Origin of the sequence: Campylobacter suis (assembly GCF_905120475.1) — a bacterium.
Taxonomy (GTDB): Bacteria; Campylobacterota; Campylobacteria; order Campylobacterales; family Campylobacteraceae; genus Campylobacter_A; species Campylobacter_A suis.
In genome coordinates, this window is record NZ_CAJHOE010000001.1 from 526,821 (window position 1) to 545,707 (window position 18,887).

Annotated in this window: 14 protein-coding genes; 1 reads left to right on the forward strand and 13 read right to left on the reverse strand. The window is 35.3% G+C overall.

All coding sequences use genetic code 11. From position 1 onward, the window contains the following. Positions 1-31: 31 nt before the first annotated feature. The 6 genes from LQV35_RS02780 to LQV35_RS02805 all read right to left on the reverse strand — a co-directional run bounded on the left by LQV35_RS02780 (position 32) and on the right by LQV35_RS02805 (position 4,710). A complete protein-coding gene (locus LQV35_RS02780; RefSeq protein WP_230056343.1) occupies positions 32-637 on the reverse strand; it encodes a DedA family protein in 606 nt (201 codons plus the stop codon). Between the two features lie 8 nt (positions 638-645). Beyond that, positions 646-1,287, reverse strand: coding sequence for a LysE family translocator (locus tag LQV35_RS02785; RefSeq protein ID WP_230056344.1), 642 nt, complete (start codon positions 1,285-1,287; stop codon positions 646-648). 81 nt (positions 1,288-1,368) lie between these two features. Next, positions 1,369-2,142: a MetQ/NlpA family ABC transporter substrate-binding protein gene (locus tag LQV35_RS02790; protein WP_230056345.1), complete on the reverse strand. Its 774-nt coding sequence runs from the start codon at positions 2,140-2,142 to the stop codon at positions 1,369-1,371. Between the two features lie 68 nt (positions 2,143-2,210). Then, a complete protein-coding gene (locus LQV35_RS02795) occupies positions 2,211-2,990 on the reverse strand; it encodes a MetQ/NlpA family ABC transporter substrate-binding protein (RefSeq protein ID WP_230056346.1) in 780 nt (259 codons plus the stop codon). A gap of 55 nt (positions 2,991-3,045) precedes the next feature. After that, on the reverse strand, positions 3,046-3,828 hold the full coding sequence (locus LQV35_RS02800; RefSeq protein WP_230056347.1) for a MetQ/NlpA family ABC transporter substrate-binding protein: 783 nt from the start codon (positions 3,826-3,828) through the stop codon (positions 3,046-3,048). Positions 3,829-4,374: 546 nt separating this feature from the next. Beyond that, complete coding sequence (locus tag LQV35_RS02805; protein WP_230056348.1) at positions 4,375-4,710, reverse strand: ArsR/SmtB family transcription factor; 336 nt, start codon at positions 4,708-4,710, stop codon at positions 4,375-4,377. Positions 4,711-4,814: 104 nt separating this feature from the next. Between LQV35_RS02805 and LQV35_RS02810 the strand changes: the two genes are divergently transcribed. Continuing rightward, on the forward strand, positions 4,815-5,774 hold the full coding sequence (locus LQV35_RS02810; protein ID WP_230056349.1) for a permease: 960 nt from the start codon (positions 4,815-4,817) through the stop codon (positions 5,772-5,774). A 125-nt stretch (positions 5,775-5,899) separates the two neighbouring features. Here the strand turns inward: LQV35_RS02810 and LQV35_RS02815 are convergent, their stop codons facing one another. The 7 genes from LQV35_RS02815 to pbpC form a co-directional block, all read right to left on the reverse strand. After that, positions 5,900-6,574: a methionine ABC transporter permease gene (locus tag LQV35_RS02815; protein ID WP_230056350.1), complete on the reverse strand. Its 675-nt coding sequence runs from the start codon at positions 6,572-6,574 to the stop codon at positions 5,900-5,902. A 79-nt stretch (positions 6,575-6,653) separates the two neighbouring features. Next, entirely contained in the window at positions 6,654-7,613 is a 960-nt protein-coding gene (locus tag LQV35_RS02820; protein WP_230056351.1) for a methionine ABC transporter ATP-binding protein, read from the reverse strand. Between the two features lie 11 nt (positions 7,614-7,624). Next, positions 7,625-8,605 (reverse strand): diaminopimelate dehydrogenase, encoded by a 981-nt coding sequence (locus tag LQV35_RS02825; protein ID WP_230056352.1) that lies wholly within the window; start codon positions 8,603-8,605, stop codon positions 7,625-7,627. A gap of 77 nt (positions 8,606-8,682) precedes the next feature. Beyond that, positions 8,683-8,829 (reverse strand): hypothetical protein, encoded by a 147-nt coding sequence (locus LQV35_RS02830; RefSeq protein WP_230056353.1) that lies wholly within the window; start codon positions 8,827-8,829, stop codon positions 8,683-8,685. A gap of 21 nt (positions 8,830-8,850) precedes the next feature. Continuing rightward, positions 8,851-11,499 (reverse strand): valine--tRNA ligase, encoded by a 2,649-nt coding sequence (locus LQV35_RS02835; protein ID WP_230056354.1) that lies wholly within the window; start codon positions 11,497-11,499, stop codon positions 8,851-8,853. 105 nt (positions 11,500-11,604) lie between these two features. Further along, a complete protein-coding gene (locus LQV35_RS02840) occupies positions 11,605-16,719 on the reverse strand; it encodes an alpha-2-macroglobulin family protein (RefSeq protein WP_230056355.1) in 5,115 nt (1,704 codons plus the stop codon). 1 nt (position 16,720) lies between these two features. Beyond that, positions 16,721-18,826, reverse strand: a complete 2,106-nt coding sequence (gene pbpC / locus LQV35_RS02845) for a penicillin-binding protein 1C (protein WP_230056356.1) — start codon at positions 18,824-18,826, stop codon at positions 16,721-16,723. Positions 18,827-18,887: the final 61 nt, after the last annotated feature.

The window sequence follows — 18,887 nt, forward strand, 5'->3', positions numbered from 1 at the left end:
TATTTTTTCATTTATTATACCAAAAGTAGGTTTAGTCTTTTTTAAAAAAGCGAAAATAGGCAAAATAGCAAGCAAAAATAGCTACCACACAGACTAAAAGCCAGATGGTTATTTGTTTAAGTTTTGCAGACAATAAGGCTTCATTTTCGCCCAAAAAGTAGCCTAGCCCAAGCAGTACAGCCACCCAGATACCAGCCCCAAGTGTTGTAAATAGACTAAATTTAAAGATATTCATCTTTACTAAGCCTGCTGGCAGGCTAATGTATTGTCTTATGCCAGGAATTAGGCGACAGTTAAATGTTGAAATTTCACCATGTTTGTTAAAAAATTTCTCAAATTTTTGCATTTTGGCTTCACTTATGCCAACAAATTTGCCATATTTCTCAACTAGTTCACGCCCAAAAAAGTAGCACAGATAGTAGTTAAACACAGCCCCAATAAGGCTTCCACCAGTACCAGCTAACCATGCTACACTAAGACTCATTTCGCCTTTGCTCGCAAGATAGCCAGCTGGTATCATAGCTACTTCACTTGGAAAAGGGAAAAAAGAGCTTTCTAAAAACATCATTAAAAATATACCAAGATAACCCCAGGCTGAGACATAAGATACGATAGTGTCTATTATACTGCTAAGCATTTTATACCTTAATGTAAAATTTCGCGAATTAAATCAATCAAAATCAAAATAGCAAAAAAACCAAATATCGCCGCACAAATTCCATCAAGGATATTTTGTCTGCGTAAAAATGCCTCGCGTGCTTTTTTTGCTGAGAAAATTTTACCAAGCAATATAAAACATAGCATGCTTTCAATCGATATCACAGCGACTAAAATAGCCACTTGCGTAAGTGAGTTTGCTTTATCTACAAATCGTGAAAAAATGCTTGCAAAGTATAATATCGCCTTTGGATTTGATAAATTTGTTAAAAAACCTACCAAAAAAAAGTGCCAAGCACTGTGGCTGGAGCTATCTTTTGTTTCGATTTTTGTGTCGTTTTTTGTTTTGACTGATTTAAAAAGTAAAAAGCTTAGATAAGATAGATAACAGATACTAAAAACCATCAAAGCGATGCGTAAAGATGGAAAATTTAAAAAGATAGTTTTAAGCCCAAAGGCGGTTAAAAATACCCAAATAACTATACCAGCTCCAACGCCAAGACAGGCAAATACGCTTTGTTTAAAGCCATGCGCAAGCGAGGTTCTTAGTATTAAAAAAACATCTGGTCCAGGCACGATGAGTGCGATAAAGTGGGCTAACATAAGTGGTAAAAGTGTATAAAATTCCATACTTATCCGTTTTATTTTGAGTCGCCAAACCGTTATTTTAGCTAGTTTGGCTTAAAATTTATGAAATTTTTATAAAAATGGCTAAAAAGTTGGTAAAACCGAGCCTTTATACTCATTTTTTATAAAATTTCTTACTTCATCGCTTGTTGTTGCTTTTATAAGAGCTTTTGTTTTTGGGCTATTTTCATTACCTGATTTTACTACGATGATGTTTGCATACGGGCTATCAGTGTTTTCTATAAACAAGGCATCTTTACTTGGATTTAATCCCATATCAAGGACAAAATTCGTACTAATGGCAGCAAGATCAACCTCGTCAAGCGTGCGAGGTATCAAGGCGCCTTCAAGCTCTATAAATTTTAGCTCTTTTGGGTTGTGCTCAATATCATGAATGCTTGCAAATTTCACACCATCTTTTAGTGTTATAAGTCCAGCTTTTGCTAGGATCTGCAAAGCTCTGTTGCCATTGCTTGGGTCGTGTGCGATTGCTATTTTGGCACCATTTTTAAGCTCAGCAAGGCTTTTTATCTTGTTTGAGTAAAAGCCAAGTGGCTCAAGATGTATACCAGCCATACTTACTAAATTTAACGATAAAGTTTCGTTTTGGTTTTGTAGGTAGGGCAGGTGCTGAAAGAAATTTGCATCTATTGAGCCATCTTGTGTGGCGATATTTGGTATCGAATAGTCGCTAATCTCAATAATCTCAAGCTCGTACCCATCTTTTTTAAGGAGTGGTTTTGCTATTTGCATAATCTGTGCATGTGGGACTGGTGAGATCGCGATTTTTATCTTATTATCAGACGCATTTAGTCCAAGTGTAAGTAGGGCGGCTAATAGTAATTTTTTAAATATCATTTTTTATCCTTTTTTAAAATAGCAACGCTAAAAAGGAAAAAGCTTTTGCGTTGCATAGTTTTTAGCCTTTAAAAGCTTGGTATGACTGCGCCTTTGTAGCGTGAGTTTATAAACTCTCTTACTTCATCGCTTAAAATCGCCTTATCAAGTGCTTTTATCTTTGGCAAGTCTTCATTTCCAGCTTTAACCGCCACATAGTTTGTGTATGGGCTATCTTTGCCTTCAAGCAACAATGCATCCTCAACAGGTTTTAATCCAGCGTCAAGCGCGTAGTTGATATTTATAAAAGCGATAGTTGCGTCATTTAGTGCCCGTGGTGTTAGGGCTGACTCCATTTCGACAAATTTTAAATTTTTTGAATTTTCTGTGATGTCGTGTGGGCTTTTATACTCTAAGTCTTTTGTCTTTATAATGCCAGCTTTTTCAAGTAAATTTAGCGAGCGAGTCGAATCTGCAGCGTTATTTGAGATAGCCACAACATCGCCATTTTTAAGCTCATCAAGACTCTTTATCTTTTTTGAGTAAACTCCCATAGGCTCGACATGTACGCCTGCTGTTGGGACGATATGAGTGTTGTTATCTTTGTTAAATGCTTTCATGTAAGGCAGTCCTTGAAAGTAGTTTGCGTCAAGGTCTCCTTGCTCTGTGGCAAGATTTGGCAAGACATAGTCGTTAAAAATTTTCACTTCAAGTCTATAGCCCTCTTTTGCTAGGATCGGTTTTACTACTTCTTCCAAAATCTCTGCATGTGGAACAGGTGTTGCACCTATAATAATTGTCTTCTCATCACTTTTTGCATATAAATTTACAGCCACGAGTAGTGCTGTTGCTAGTTTTAAAATTTTCATTATATTCTTCCTTTGTTATTATTGTAGTGTATTTTGGGGGTTTTAACCCCCGAGATTAAAATGCTGGCAAGATGGCGCCGTCATATTTTTTCTTGATAAATTCTCTAACTTCGTCTGAGTTTATCGCCTTATCAAGAGCCTTTGTCTTTTTGCTATCCTTATTTGTGTCCTTAACCACGACATAGTTTGTATAAGGGTTATCCTTACCACTTTCAACAACTAAAGCGTCTTTGCTTGGGTTTAGATTAGCATTTAGTGCGTAGTTTGTATTGATAACAGCTATCGTAACATCATCAAGAGAGCGGGGAGTTTGAGCTGCTTCAGTCTCTATAAATTTAAGATTTTTTGGATTTTCAGTTATGTCAAGTATGGTTTTTAGGGCATTTGAGTTTAACTTTATTATACCAGCACTAGCCAAAACATCTAGGGCACGACTCTCATTTGTAGGGTCATTTGGCACTGCAACAGTATCCCCAGCCTTAAGATCTGCTATATTTTTTATCTTTTTTGAATATACAGCCATAGGCTCAAGATGTACACCAGCAGTATGAACTAGTGTTGTGCCTTTGTTTTTGTTAAATTCATTTAAATATGGCAAATGCTGAAAGAAATTTGCGTCGAGATCTCCATCTTGTGTCGCTAGGTTTGGAATAGTATAGTCGTTAAACTCTTTTATTTCAAGTGTGTAGCCATCTTTTTCAAGAAGTGGTTTTACAACTTCTAAAATTTCAGCGTGAGGGATAGGGGTAGCACCAACCACTATTTTTTCACTTGCAGTAGCAAAAACTGATAGGCCTAGAGCAACTAATGATGATAGAACTATTTTTTTTGAAAACATTTTTTATCCTTATTTTTAGTTATGCCAACTCATTTAAAAGGATAAATTTCGCCTAAAGCAGGAGGCGGGGAATTTCTTTTTAAATGTTTAGCTTAACTAAGCACTTAAAAAGAAATTCAGTGCTTAGTGTTAGTCTTGCGACACCTTAGTTTTGTCAAAGCGACACATCTCGCACATATCTGATTTCATGTTTGTCCTTTCATTTTGGTTTTAAATCTTGCAATTCTAAGCAAAAAAACTTTAAAAAAAGCTGAAATTTATCCAAATTTTATGAAAAAATTTGTAATTTTTATTAAAAATCAAAGGGATGAAAATGAACAAAAACTTAAAATTAATTTTTTCACAGCACTAAAGTACATATGGGATAGAAAGCTTTTTGATGAGTCGTTTCTTGGTGTTGATAAGATGGCAAGGTGCTATTTTTCTATTAAATTCAAAAGACAAAAGTAGATTAAAAAAGGTACATAACTATAATAAGGACATTGCAATCAACTAAAATTAGTAAGTTTTAATAAAATATCTAAAAAAATTTTAAATTTTAAAATTTTAGCTTAAATTTTTCATAATAATTTTTACATTTTTGGAGGTTTTTGTGATTTTTTCCTCCAAAATACGATTTAAACACTCTAAAAAATTTGGCAAACAGCAAATATCTACGGAATAAAAAACATTAAGTCCAACTTTTTCGGCTTTTAAAATCCCATTGTTTTTTAATACTCCAAGATGTTTTGAGATGATGGCTTGTTCTTTACCCAAAAGCTCACAAATTTCGCTGACACTCATTTTCTTATCTGATAAAATTTCTATTATCCTGATTCTCAAGGGATGTGCCAAAGCTTTCATAAAATCGCTTTTTAGCTCAAAAATATCAAAATAATTCATTTTTTATCCTTTTTGTAATTTTATCCAAAAAATATAAAAATATACTTGACTATATTCTTATATTGGTATATAATCATATATGAATTTTTAAAGCAAGGAAAAATATGTTTGAAATTTTTACCAAGCAAAGTATAGGCGAGTTTTTTAAATTTTTTGTGATTTATTTTATTGAAATTTCTGTTTTATTTTTAGTTGTATCGTTTTTGGTTTTTATAATATCTGAAAAATTTAGAGAAAAACTCACAAAACACCTACTTAAAACTAGATTTTCGAGTTTTATTAAGGCTTTTATGGTTGGGTCTATAACGCCTTTTTGTTCGTGTTCGACTATACCGCTTTTAAATGGTTTTTTAAAAACAGGCGTTTCGCTAGGAGTTAGTAGCGTATTTTTGATAAGTTCGCCACTTGTAAATCCCGTTATCCTAACTCTATTTTTTATAAGTTTTGGGTTTAAATTTACGGCTATTTATTTTATAGTTGTCTTTATATCGGCACTTATTTTTGGGGTCGTTATATCTAAAATAGATCAAAAGATGTTTTTAAAAGATGAATTTATTAAGCCAAAATTTATTCTAGCCTCAAGTGCTTCAAGTATAGTTTTTAAGCCAGCTTCTAAAGCTTTAAATTGTGCTTGCAATCAAACAAATGCTAATAATATTTACAAAAGAGCCTTTTTAAACTCAGTTAGCGAGTATAAAAAACTATTTTTATATATATTTATTGCGATGATGATTGGAGCGGCTATACATGGTTTTGTCCCTGAAGTATTAATCTCATCTTATCTTGGCTCAAGCGATACTAACTCTATATTTATTTCAGCTATTTTTGGAATTTTGCTTTATGTTAGGGTTGAAGGGCTCATACCTATCGGGATAGTATTTTTATCATCTGGTGTAAACGCCGCAGCATTTGGGGCGTTTGTTATAACTGCAGCTGGAGTTAGTCTGCCTGAACTCATACTTCTTAATAGGTTTTTTAAGTTAAAATTTATGGTAATTTTTATTGGATTTATGTTTTGCTTGGCTATGTTGTTTGGGATATGCTTATCTGCAAATATTGTCTGATTTTTATGTTAAATTGTATTAAAAGCAGATGATTGGATTATAAAATTTTGGCTGTTTTGCTACTTGATTTAGGTTGTTGGGAATTTTTATTAAAATTGTACAAGAATAAAAGTAGCCAAAATCGGCTACTTTTTTGTGTATTTATAGGCTAAATTTCCTAAAATTTGAGCGATTTGCACCATTATAATCAAGATAATGACCGTGTAAAACATAATGTCAGGACGAAATCTCTGATAGCCGTAGTTTATCGCCACAGCTCCAAGTCCACCACCTCCCACAGCACCTGCCATCGCTGAAAAGCCGATATTTACGATAAGTGTGAGTGTAAAAGCTGAGATGATAGTAGGCAAAGCTTCAACAAACATTATGCGAAAAATTATCTGAAAATTTGACGCTCCAAAGCTCTTTGCAGCCTCAATAATACCACGATCCACCTCTTTAAATGCACTTTCAATTAGTCTTGCTACAAATGGAGCTGCGCCGATGGTAAGTGGCACGATGGTTGCCGTGGTGCCAATACTTGTGCCTACTATCATACGCGTAACTGGTATCAAAACGATTATTAAAATGATAAAAGGAAAACTTCTAAGAGTGTTTATAAAAACATCAAGGATAAAGTAGGCTTTTGGATTTGGACGCAATCCATCTTTATCAAAAAGGATGAGTAAAACCGCAGGGAAAAGACCTATAACAAAGGCTAAAAATGTTGAAACCAGGCTCATATAAAGAGTTTCATTTATAGCAGGTAGTAAAATTCTATCAAAAATATCCGGAAATTTTGAAAAATCTATGCCAAACATGAAAGTCCTTCTTGCCTATTTTTTTGTTTGATTTTAGAGTAAATTTGTATAAAAATTGATAAAAAACTATCTTGTAAAATCACTCTGCTACCTCCCATAAAACGCCAATTTGTGAGATAAAATTTATCACATTTTGTTTATCTTTTTCATCGACATTTATAACTAAATTTCCAAGTGCAGTATCATTTAGCTTTTCTATCTTGCCCCAAACAATGTTAAAGTCGATATTTAGGGCTCTTGCCATTTGAGTTATCACACTTTGTTGAGCGACCTCTTTTGGAAAGTAAAGCTTGATATTTACACCACTTTCAGGCAAAAACTCATCTTCTCCCAAGAATTCTTTCATCTTTAAATTTGGCTTTAAAAACAGCTCTTCTATCCTGCCAGCACCAATTATCTTGCCGTGCTCCAGTAGTACTGCTTTATGAGCGATATTTTTTACGACTTCCATCTCGTGCGTAACTAGCACGACTGTGATACCAAGCTCTTTGTTTATGCGTTTTAAAAGCTCAAGTACTCCCTTTGTTGTGTTTGGATCAAGCGCGGATGTTGCCTCGTCTGATAGTAAAATTTTAGGGCTTAAAGCCAGGGCACGGGCGATCGCCACACGCTGCTTTTGACCGCCACTTAGTGCATTTGGATAGCTTTTTGTTTTACTTTCAAGTCCAACTAAATTTAAAAGTTCATTTACGCGAGAACGGATAAAATCCTCTTTCATGCCCCAAAATCTAAGCGGAGTTGCTACATTTTCAAAGACGGTTTTACGGCTCATTAGTGCAAAGTGCTGAAATATCATGCCTATCTCTTTTCTGAAATTTCTTAGCTCATCGCCGCTTATTTGATTTAGCTCTTTACCAAAGACTTTTACACTTCCTCCTTGATAGCTTTCAAGCCCATTTATGCACCGAAGTATTGTACTTTTGCCAGCACCACTATGCCCGACAAGTGCAAAAATTTCGCCACTTTTTATATCAAGACTTACATCATCTATCGTAAGAGTATCGCCGTAGTATTTTTTGAGGTTTTTTATCTCGATCAAAATATTTTTCCTTATAAAATTTCTGCTCTTAACTCTTCTGGTGTCTTTGGTGAGATAAGTGCTGGAGCTATGTCAAACACACTGTATGCGCCACTTTCACCTTTTTTAGCTAAGCGGTAAGCTGCTCTTGCATAAGCCACTAAGACGCTTGCTGTAAATTCAGGATTTGAGTCAAGTTTTAAGCTATACTCTATGATGTGCTTTGTTTCGCCATTTTCACCACTAACGCCACTTCTTAGCACAAATCCACCGTGCGGTATGCCACCATGTTCACGCTTTAGTGTTTCAAGATCGATAAAATTTACGCTTGTATCATAGTCGGCAAAATAGTTTGGCATAGTTTTTATCTCACGCTCTATGCTTGCTTTATCAGCCCCATCTTCTACTACGACATAGCACTCACGAAGATGTTTTGCTCTCGTGCTAAGCTCTGGGTTTTCGCCGTTTCGCACGCTTTGTAGTGCAGTGTCTATTGGCACGGTGTATTGTCTAGCATCGATGACACCTTTGATACGGCGGATAGCATCAGAGTGCCCTTGGCTTACGCCTTTGCCCCAAAATGTATAAGTCTTTCCGTTTTCTAATACACTTTCGCCAAAAAGGCGGTTTAATGAAAACATACCAGGATCCCAGCCTACCGCTATGATGCCTACTTTTTTATTCTCTTTTGCTAATTTATCGACATTTACAAAATGCTCTGGAATTTTAGCGTGAGTATCAAAACTATCAACGACATTAAAATTTCTAACAAACTCAGGAGTTTGCTCTGGTAGGTCAGTTGCACTACCACCACAAAGTATCAAAACATCGATATTATCTTTATGTGATAAAATTTCATCTATATTATAAACGCTTGCTCCGCATGTTTTTACGCTTTTTGGATCTCTTCTTGAAAAAACACCGACTGTTTCTAGATCTTTGCTATTTTTTACTGCTAGTTCGACACCGCGACCTAGGTTACCATATCCTAAAATTCCTACTTTTATTTTCATTATTTTCCTTTGTATAGTTAAATTTGTTATTTAAATGGTTTTGCTAAAACGCATTTTTTAACGCTGAGATTATAATATTATTTCATTAAAAAATAATAAATCACATATATCCAGCTTAAAAATCCATGTATTATCGCCCACAATATGCTTTTATTAGCACTCCAAGATAGAGCAACTGCAACAACTGTGCCAAGTGTAAAACCACCGATACTACCTTTTAGCATTTTTTCTCCTTGTTGTTCTAGTTATAAAGCCCCAATAGCCTTTAGTTCGCCACAAACCTTAGCAAATTTCTCTTCTGCATTTTGCAGGGCTTCACGATTTGTTTCGACCACATTTTTTGGAGCCGAAGCTACAAATTTTTCATTATTTAGCATAGCGCTTAGCTTAGCTATCTCTTTTTCTAGCTTATTTTTTTGAGAGCTTAAGCGCTCTTTCATCGCACTTGTATCAATGCCTTCAAGCGGTATAAATGTGCTTAAATTTTCGCTTACATCTACGGCTGAATTTGCGATATTTTCATCACTAAAGCCTATCTCTTCGCATTTTGCAAGAAGCTTTATATAGTTTGTAAATTCGCTTAGCCCACTATTTTTATCATTTAGCTTTATAAATGCCTTTTTGATTTTTGAATTTCCAAGCTCAACTGTCGCTTTTGCACGGCGCACGCTCACGATAGCTTCTATGATATATTCAAAATTTTGCTCTATTTTTATATCTCTACTCACATCAGCTGGATAGCTTTGAACCATTATCGAAGCTTCATTCTCTAGGCTCGTTCCACTAAGTTCATGGAAAAGATACTCTGAGATAAACGGCATAAACGGGCTTAGCAAACGCATAGCTTCTTTAAATATCGCTCCAAGCTCACCTATAGCCTCTTTATCTGCCTTGCTAAGTTCTATGCCCCAGTCGCAAAACTCATCCCATAGAAATTTATAAAGCGCGTTTGCCGCGTCATTAAATCTATATGCATCGATATTTTCTCTAACCTCTTTTACGCAGTTATTAAACCTTGAGAGCATGTATCTGCCAAGGCTAGTTTTTGTCTGTATATCGCTTAAATTTTGAAATTTAGACTCATTTAGTAACAAAAATTTACTCGCATTATAAAGTTTGTTTGTAAAATTTCTAACAAGAACGAGTTTTTCTTCGCTTAGTCTTATGTCGCGCCCTTGAACCGCAAGAAGAGCTAGTGTAAAGCGTAAAATATCAGCCGAATACTCATCTATCTTATCGAGAGGATCTATGATATTTCCACTACTTTTGCTCATCTTTTTACCATCTTTATCTTTTACAAGGGCGTGCAAGTAAATATCTTTAAAAGGAATTTGGCCTAGAGCATTTTCGCTTTGAAACATCATCCTTGCTACCCAGAAAAATAGTATGTCAAAGCCAGTGATTAGCATTGTATTTGGGTAAAATTCTCTAAGATCGCTTTCAAACCATTTTTCATTTTTCAAACTCTTGCCATTGCCCCAGCCAAGCGTTGATATAGGCCACAAACCGCTACTAAACCAAGTATCAAGCACATCTGGGTCTTGATGAAAGTGCTTTTTGCCACATTTTGGACAGCACTCTGGCTCATCTTCTTCGCTAGCCCACTCATGCCCGCACTCATCACAGTAAAATACGGGAATTTGATGTCCCCACCAAAGCTGGCGACTGATACACCAGTCTTTTAGTTCGCGCATCCAAGCATTAAAGCTGTTTATCCAGTGGCTTGGGTAAAACTGCGCTGCGCCTTCATTTACCTTTTTTATCGCATCTTGGGCAATATCATTTTTGACAAACCACTGCTTTGATATGTATGGCTCGACCACATTTTTGCAGCGGTAGCAGTATCCAACTTGGTTTTGATAATCTTCTGTTTTTTCTACATTTCCTAGCTTTTCAAGCTCAGCAACTATAACATCGCGCGCCTCTAAACGCTCAAGTCCAGCAAATTTATCGCAGTGTTCGTTTAAAATTCCATTCTCATCAAAAATAGTTAAAAACTCCAAGTCGTGGCGCTTTCCAACTTCATAGTCGTTAATGTTGTGCGCTGGAGTAACCTTAACAAGACCTGTTCCAAACTCCATATCAACATGCTCATCTGCGATGATAGGAATTTGTCGGTTGATTATCGGTAATATCACCTTTTTGCCGATTAAATGCTTATACCTATCATCGTTTGGATTTACCATGACAGCGGTATCGCCAAAGTATGTTTCTGGTCTAGTTGTGGCGATGATGATATAAGGCTTTGTGTCTGAAATTTCATTTGAGTTTTCTGCCAAATAGTATCTAATGTGATAAAGTTTTGCGTTATTTTCTTTATGCTCCACCTCTACATCGCTTAACGCGCCATCGTGAGTGCACCAGTTTACCATGTAGTTACCACGGACAATTAGCCCTTTTTCATATAAATTTACAAAAGCCTTTTTTACAGCCTTTTTTAGCCCCTCATCCATAGTAAAGCGCTCTCTACTCCATGCTGGAGTGATACCAAGACGGCGCATCTGATGAACTATCTGACCGCCACTTTTTTCCTTCCACTCCCAGACTTTTTCAAGGAATTTCTCGCGCCCAAGCTCCTCTTTTTTTATATTTTGTGCTAAAAGTTGCTTTTCTACAACATTTTGCGTAGCTATGCCAGCATGATCAAGCCCAGGCTGCCAAAGTGTTTTAAAGCCATCCATACGCTTATAACGAGTCATGATATCTTGGAGTGTAAAGGTTAGTGAGTGTCCGATATGAAGCACGCCTGTAACATTTGGCGGCGGCATCATGATACAGAAATTTTTGTTGTTTTTTTGGATATTTTTATTGCCATCTATCTCAAAATATCCGCGCTCTTCGCAAATTTTATAAAATTTTTCTTCTATCTCTTTTGGGTCATAAAATTCAGCCACGATACTTCCTTAAATTTAGCTTTTAAAAGTATTCGATTTTAGCAAAAAAATGTTTAAATTTGGCTTTTTAAGGATAGGGTAGGGGGTGCACACCCCCTTTGAGAATCATTTTACGATAAAGCTTTTTTGAGCCAAATCATAATCGTTTTGCTCTTCATTATACATGTTTTCAACACTTACCGCGGGTAGGTTACACTTTCCTTTTAAAACGACCCTGTAAGGAGTAAATAGCGTTTTGCTAGCCCCTTCATGAAGATCAAAAAAGCTTATAGTGCGATCATCTTTTAATGTCTGATACTGTAAATTTAAGCTATTTTTTAGTATCTCTGGTCGATTGATGTTTGTTATATTTTCATTTATAGCTTCAAAACAAGTGCTAGTTATCTCGTTTATTACGCCAACTTCAATGGGGCTTTTTGCGCTAATCTCAAGTTTTGAGTAGATAACATCATTTTCTTTAAGTGAGTTTAAGGATATTTCTTTACCATTTTTATCCACAAAAGTTCTAAAAATATCAAGCTCTTTTTGATCTTTTTGGTGTTTGATGTTAAGGTCTGTGTATGCGCTTGAGATTATGCTTATAAAAATAGGAGTGCTAGGATCTATGCTAAATTCGCCATTTTTAGAGGTTATATTTACGCTTGCACCTTTTTGAAATTCGGTAGTTTTTTCATCATAAGTTAGTTTAAAATTAGCACCGTCTTGATTTGGAAAATAGGCATTTAATGCACGCAAAACAAAGGCTCGCTCTTGTGTTGAGTTTGTGCTGTTTATCTTTGTTATAAGCTCTTTTGCAAGCTTATCAGAAAATGAGTCTTTTTCAAAATGCTTCGCATGTAAAAATAGCACAAATGCGTCATCTCTAAATGTTGAGTGAAAATTTTCATTGCTATTTTGTGTGGTTTGATTTTGTGTTTTTTTATTTTTTATAATAGAGTTTGCCTCTTTTTCATATCCTGAAATTTTAAAAACAGAAGCCATCAAATAGCTATCTAACAAGTTTCTTGTGTAGGCTTTTGAGTCATAAAGTGTATTTAGTCTAGACTTGTCTATGGCGTTAAATTTTGCTAGGACATAAAGTGCGTAGAGTGCTTGTGTTTGATTTTTTAGTTTTAACTCTTTTATCCCGTTTATAGTGCGGTTTTTAGTACTTTTATCGACGCTAAAACCTGCATTATCAAGCTCAAAAATAGTATCGGCTGCATAGATTGAAGCAAAAGTATTTACATCTGTAACTTCACTCCAGTAGCCAAATTCTCCGCTACTTTTTTGCATTTTTATTAGTTCGTTTAAGCCACTTTTTATAAAGCGTATCCTATCTTGCTCTTGCATCTCGTTTGCGCTTTTTGCGTGAAGTAGGGCAAGAAGCCTGCTAGAGCGTTGCTCCGAACACCCATAAGGATACTCAATCAAATTTTTTGAAAGAGTGGCAACTAGGCTTGAGATGGATGTTGAAGCGTCTATATTGATATTTTCAAAGCCTAGCGGAAGCTGAAAATTTCTTGCTTTTTCAATGCTATAGCTTTTAGCAAAAGTACTTTTTGGGTATTTGTGTATTATATCAAGTTTGCTTGTATGAGTAAAAATTTCACCTTCTTCTTCTTTTGCTATGATCTCAAAATTTGCCTTGCCAACCTCTTTTGCGTTCAACCTTAGCTCTAAAACTTCGCTTTGTTTTGGATCTATGCTTATGCTTGTAGTGCTTAAATTTACATCTAAATTTTGACTAGAAGTTATACTTAGTTCTAGATTTTTCTCTTTATCAGTGGTATTTATTAGTCTTAAAAGTGCTTGTATCTCATCATCTTTTACAATGTAGCTTAATATACTAGGTTTTAGTACAACATCATCTTTTATGATTATTTTTTGGCTTGCTACGCCTATTTTATCATCATTTGTGCTTATAGTATCGACTCTAAGGGCTGAATTTAATCCTTGGGGAATTTTTATCTCATATACCGCAGTGCCATTTTTATCAGCTTTTAATCGAGCCATCTTTACAAAGCTCTCAATGTTTTTGCTATCAACAGGACTTTCGTGCTTTGCCATGCGTGCAGCCATTAGCATATTTGTCATATCTCCACCAAAATTTAAAACCTTACCAGCAACTTCATAGCTTGCTAGGCTGTTATATATGTCATAGTCAAAAACTCCGTCATTTAGCTGTTTTGTGAAATATTTTAGTGGATTTGGGCTTTCTTGATTTGTGATGTTTAGCACTCCAAGATCTACTGCAAATAGTGATACATCTGAGTTTGGAGCGGTTTTAATCTCTATGCGGACTCTTTGGTTTGTTTTTGCGGTTTTTGGAGCATTTATGCTAGTTTTAAGCTCTTTATGCGAAACATCGGCTTTTGCGTAAACTTTAGAGTAAGCTCTAAAAGGCACATTTGATTGATCGGCAAGTCTGTAAATGCTAGCACTCACATAGCCTCCATCAAAGCCCTCTGGCACTTCAAATTTTGCATTTGCTGAATTGTTTTTAATATGAGTTAGTTTATGAGCTATAACACCATTTGCTTCAAGGGTTATAAGTGCCATACCCTCTTTTATGACTGAGCTAATATCGGCATTTATCATCTCTCCAGCTTTGTATTTTTGAGCATTTAGCTTAATTTGCGCTTGAGTTAGCTCATTTGTTGGGGCTAGTGTTGAATAGTTAAAGCCACTTACGCTTATATCTACACTCGCACTTGCGCCGCTTATCTCATCTTTTGCTACAACTGTGTATTCGCCACTTTGTAAAAATTCATATTCAAAGGGTTCTGATTTTATAAATTCTGCTACATCTTCAAGCTCTTTAAACCATCGTAAATGCCCATACTCATTTATGTTATACTGCCAGACGGTGCGTTTTATCTGAAATTTTATATCCTTTTTTTGTGGTAAAAATGCAGTCGTATCAAGCGATATAGCCTGAAGTTTTACCTTTTCGTTTGGCTCGATAAATGTCTTATTTGCATGCACTCCTACAACATTATCAAACGGAAAAATTTCAAAATTTTTAACATCACTTACGCTCTTACCATCATCATTTGTGCTAAATGTAAGAAGCGCATCGATAACATTTGCAGAGTTTTGCGGTAGATGTATGGCAAAAGCTTGTTGGGCTGTGCCGTTATTTTCAAGCTTAAAATTTTTAAATATACTTTGGTATTCGCTATTTTTTAGAGTATGATTTTTAAAGCTAAAGTCCTTGTATGTTTCATTTTTATACTCTTTGTTAAACATGCTAAGCTCGGCTGTTGCACTTAAATTTCCAGCCACAGAGCCAAAAAGATAGGTGCTTGTAAAATTTGCTAGGATAACTTCGTTGTTTTTAAAATTTTCTTTTTGTAAAGATATCTCATTTTTTATCCGAGATGGTGTAAAGCTTTCTACAAAAAAAGGAACGCTTCTTATCTTTTTTGAGGCATATATGACATCAAGCATGAATTTTCCAGTAAGCTCGCTAGAAAGGCTTTTGTTAAAATCAACAACACCAAATTCGTTTGTTTTTAGGCTGGATTCTATGAGTTTTTTGTTTTGTGGATCGCTAAAAACGAGTCTAACTGGCATTTGATTTAACGGCTTAAAGTCATCAGTCCTTAGGTATATGGTGCCTTGTATGCTCTCGTTTGGGCGGATAATGTTACTTGCAAAATGCACAAACGCATTTACGCTCTCATTTGCATCTTGTTTTTTATAGTAGGCATTTTTGTTTAGTTTGTCATGCTCGTTTATAATAAGAAAATTTTGCTCCTTGCCAAGACTGACCACAACTGACTTTGCGTTTTTGTAAATATCTTTTTTGCTAAGTCTATAAATTCCCTCATCATTTGTTGCCCCTACGCCAAGCTCTTCATTTTTATGCCCATAAATTTTGACATTTGCATTTGCTAACATCATGCTCTCTCCAATGCGATTAGCAAAGACAAAAAGCTCATCTTTGCTCATCTTTGCGTTTACGGCGATGTCGCTTAGATATACAGCTTTTTGTAAAAGCTTGTCTTTATCGTAAAAGATATTTATAAGATAAACACCATCACCAGAGCCAGCAAAGTCCAGCTTTATCTTATGTTCTTGTAGTTGGTTTAAGGCTCCGCCGAGGTCGTAGGTTTTAGAGGCTACTTCGGTTGTAAGCCCGTTAAGTTCGTGCTGTTTGAAATTTAAAAAGTATCTGTAATTTTGTTCGCTAAGTTTTTCTATTACTACTTTTATTTGTGGTGTATTTGCGCTTTTTATACCGATAGCACCTACGCTTGAGATATATGGAAGATCATTTATAAAACTTACAAATGGCTTTAAATCCCCAAGCTTTACGCTAAAATTTTGCTTGCTTCTAAGTATACTATACTCATCTCCAAAGCCTGGTAAAAGCTCTATATCATACTCGGTTTGTGGCATAAACTCATCACTTAGTATGGTAAAATAGTACCCAAATTCCCCATCTATCTTCTCGCTTTCTCTTTGATAGTAATAGATGTATTCTGCTTGTGAGATGTTGAAATTTTTAATGCCTGAAATTTTTATAAATTTCTTAGCACCATCTGTCTTTATGTAATCTTTTAGATAAAATCTTATCCCCATTTTGCCATTTTCAAGTTGTGCTGAGACCGGTGTAGCTAGAGTGAGTGTTTTTGCTTTTTCATTATCGGTAAAATTTGGTTTTTCCGCATTGGTTTTGCTAAAATTTTTATTAAAATCTTTTAGAGTCTCTGCTCCGTAAATACTTTTAAAGCCTTTTGCAAGGCTAAAATTTGGCTCTAAAATATCCTCATTAAGAGTTATAAGAACATCTTTTTTGCTAAGCATTTGTGTGCTAAAGCTTGCTTGATCTATCTTTAGGGAATTTGCTAGTTCGCTTGCATTTATATCATCATTAAACGCTATGACATAGTTTTTTGGGCTTATCTTTTTTAGCTCTTTGACGGCAAAGTTATCTGTTTGAAATTCTGTCTTGCTCTCTTTGGCTGTGCAGATATATTGCATACCAGCGTGCAAATTTGGCTGATAAATTATGATACTTTTTTTTGAATATTCGCTAATGCCTTCAATGCTTGGGCTACATTTTACAAGCTCTTTGTTGGTTACTTTGCCTATTAAATTTTTACTAAATTCATTTTTTATGCCAAGCTCAAGTGTTAAGCCATCATCAAAAATCTGAGCTTCTCCATTAAGCTCAAAAGCGTAAGTGGAAATAGTAAACGCAAGTGGCAAAAAAAGACGCGCTAAAAGCATATCATCTCCTTATTTTTATATCTATTTGGGTTAAATTTGAGTTTTCATCAAGGCATTTTAGTGTATGCTCGCCAAGTGGTAAGCTAACGATATTTTCGCTTCCGCTTTCTACTTTGATGAACTCGTTATCGTCTATTTTTAAGAAAATTTCATCTCCTAAAAAAGCATAGCATTTTACCATAATTTTGCTTACTTCATCAAAGGCTATGATATTTTCATTTGCATAAGGGCTTGAAAATATAGGTTTTTTGTCTCTTAAATGCTCTTTGCAGGGACTTTGCGAGAGTTCTAGTTTGGTTAAAATTTCGTTTTTGATTAAAAAATCAAGCTCCTCGCTACGCATATTTTCACACTGCGATAGCTGTTTTACCTCCTCTATTATCTCATCATTTTGTTCATTTTTGCACTCTTTTAGGCTAAAGGCGTCAAGGCAGACTTTTTCGTTTTTTATGCCACTTGGCTTTCTCATAAAACTTAAATTTTCGTTTAAAGATATAAGCTTAAACATATCAAAAATGACCTTTGAAGCGTCCTTTAAACCAGTTAGCCCTATCATTTTTTGAGCGTTAAAATTTCCTATCCAAACGGCTATGGTGTAGTTTTGATTAACGCCAACAGCATAGATGTCCCTTGAGCCGTAGCTTGTTCCTGTTTTAAAGGCGATACGTGGCGTATTTTGTGCATATTTCCAAGCATTTCCTAGATATGTTCTACTTGCATTGCTTAAAATTTCTGCGGTTAAAAAGGCACTTTGTTCGCTGATTAAAAATATCTCATCTTTTTGCCCGTTTACAAGCTCACCAGCAAACTCAAGTGGCTTTAGTATGCCTTTGTTTGCATATATCGTATAAAGATGAGCTAGGTTTAAAATGCTTATTTCAGAGCTACCAAGCACTATACTTGCTCCGTAAAATTCTTTTTTTTCGTCAACTAAATTTACTTTTTGCAGTAGCTCAAATAGCGAATTTTCACCAAGCTTTTCATTTAAGCTTACAAATGGGATATTTAGGCTAAAACGAAGTGCGTCAGATGCGCTCACTATGCCTATAAAGCTATTGTTGAAATTTCTTGGGGTATACTCATTTAGCGTTATTTGCGTATCTATAAGCTCTTTTTTAGGTGTTATCAGACCTCTATCAAGTCCTAGAGAAAATATAAATGGCTTTAGGGTGCTGCCTACATTTCGTCTCATATTTAGTGCGCTATTTTTGCCATCATTTGCCAGCTCGTCATGTGAGCCAACAAATGCTACTACGCTCATTTTTTCGTTGTCAATAACTATACCAGCGGCGTTATTTGCGTTTTTTTCTCTTAACGCTAGCATGGAAGTTTTTAGGACATTTTGTAAATTTTGTTGCATTTTTAGACTTAAATTTGTATCTTTTAAGCCATTTTTTATGGCTACATCGCTAAAGTCAGGAGCGTTATAAGGTAGGTTTTTGCGGGTATTTTGAAACGGTTCGTTTTGCGCTCTGATAAAGGCGTTTTTATCGATGATATTAGCTTTGTAAAGCATTTTTATGACTCGATTTTTAAGGACATTTATATTTGAGCGACGATCGAGTCTATTTTTGTTTGGATTTTTAGGTATGGTGCTAAGAAGTGCCATTTGTGCATAGCTTAGTTCATCAAGATCTCTTTGAAAATAGCTAAATGAGGCAGCTTTTACTCCTTGTATGTTGCCACCATAAGGTGCTAGGTTAAAATAAAAATTTAAAATTTCATCTTTGCTAAAGCGCCACTCAAGCTGAAGCGCGACAAATATCTCACGAATTTTGTTTGCATAGGTTCGTTCGTTTTGACTAAGCATTCTTGCTACTTGCATTGTTATTGTGCTTGCACCTATGCGGTTTTTATGGTTTATGTTGTGTATGGCGGCTCGTATGATAGAGAGTGGATTTATGCCAAAATGGTAGTAAAAATGCCTATCCTCAAAAAGCACAACGCTCTGCTTTAAAACATCTGGGATATTTTTTGTATAAAATCTAAGAGCCCCATCGCTAGCAAGTTTTATGCGTAAAATTTCACCGTTGCTATCAAAAACAACCTTGCTTTCATCTTTTTTAAGCGTATCTAAATTTAATGGATAAATGACATCAAGCGTCAAAAAAACGCAAAAAAAAGCAATAAAAAAAAGAGTAAAAAGCTTTAAAATTTTAAAAAACATA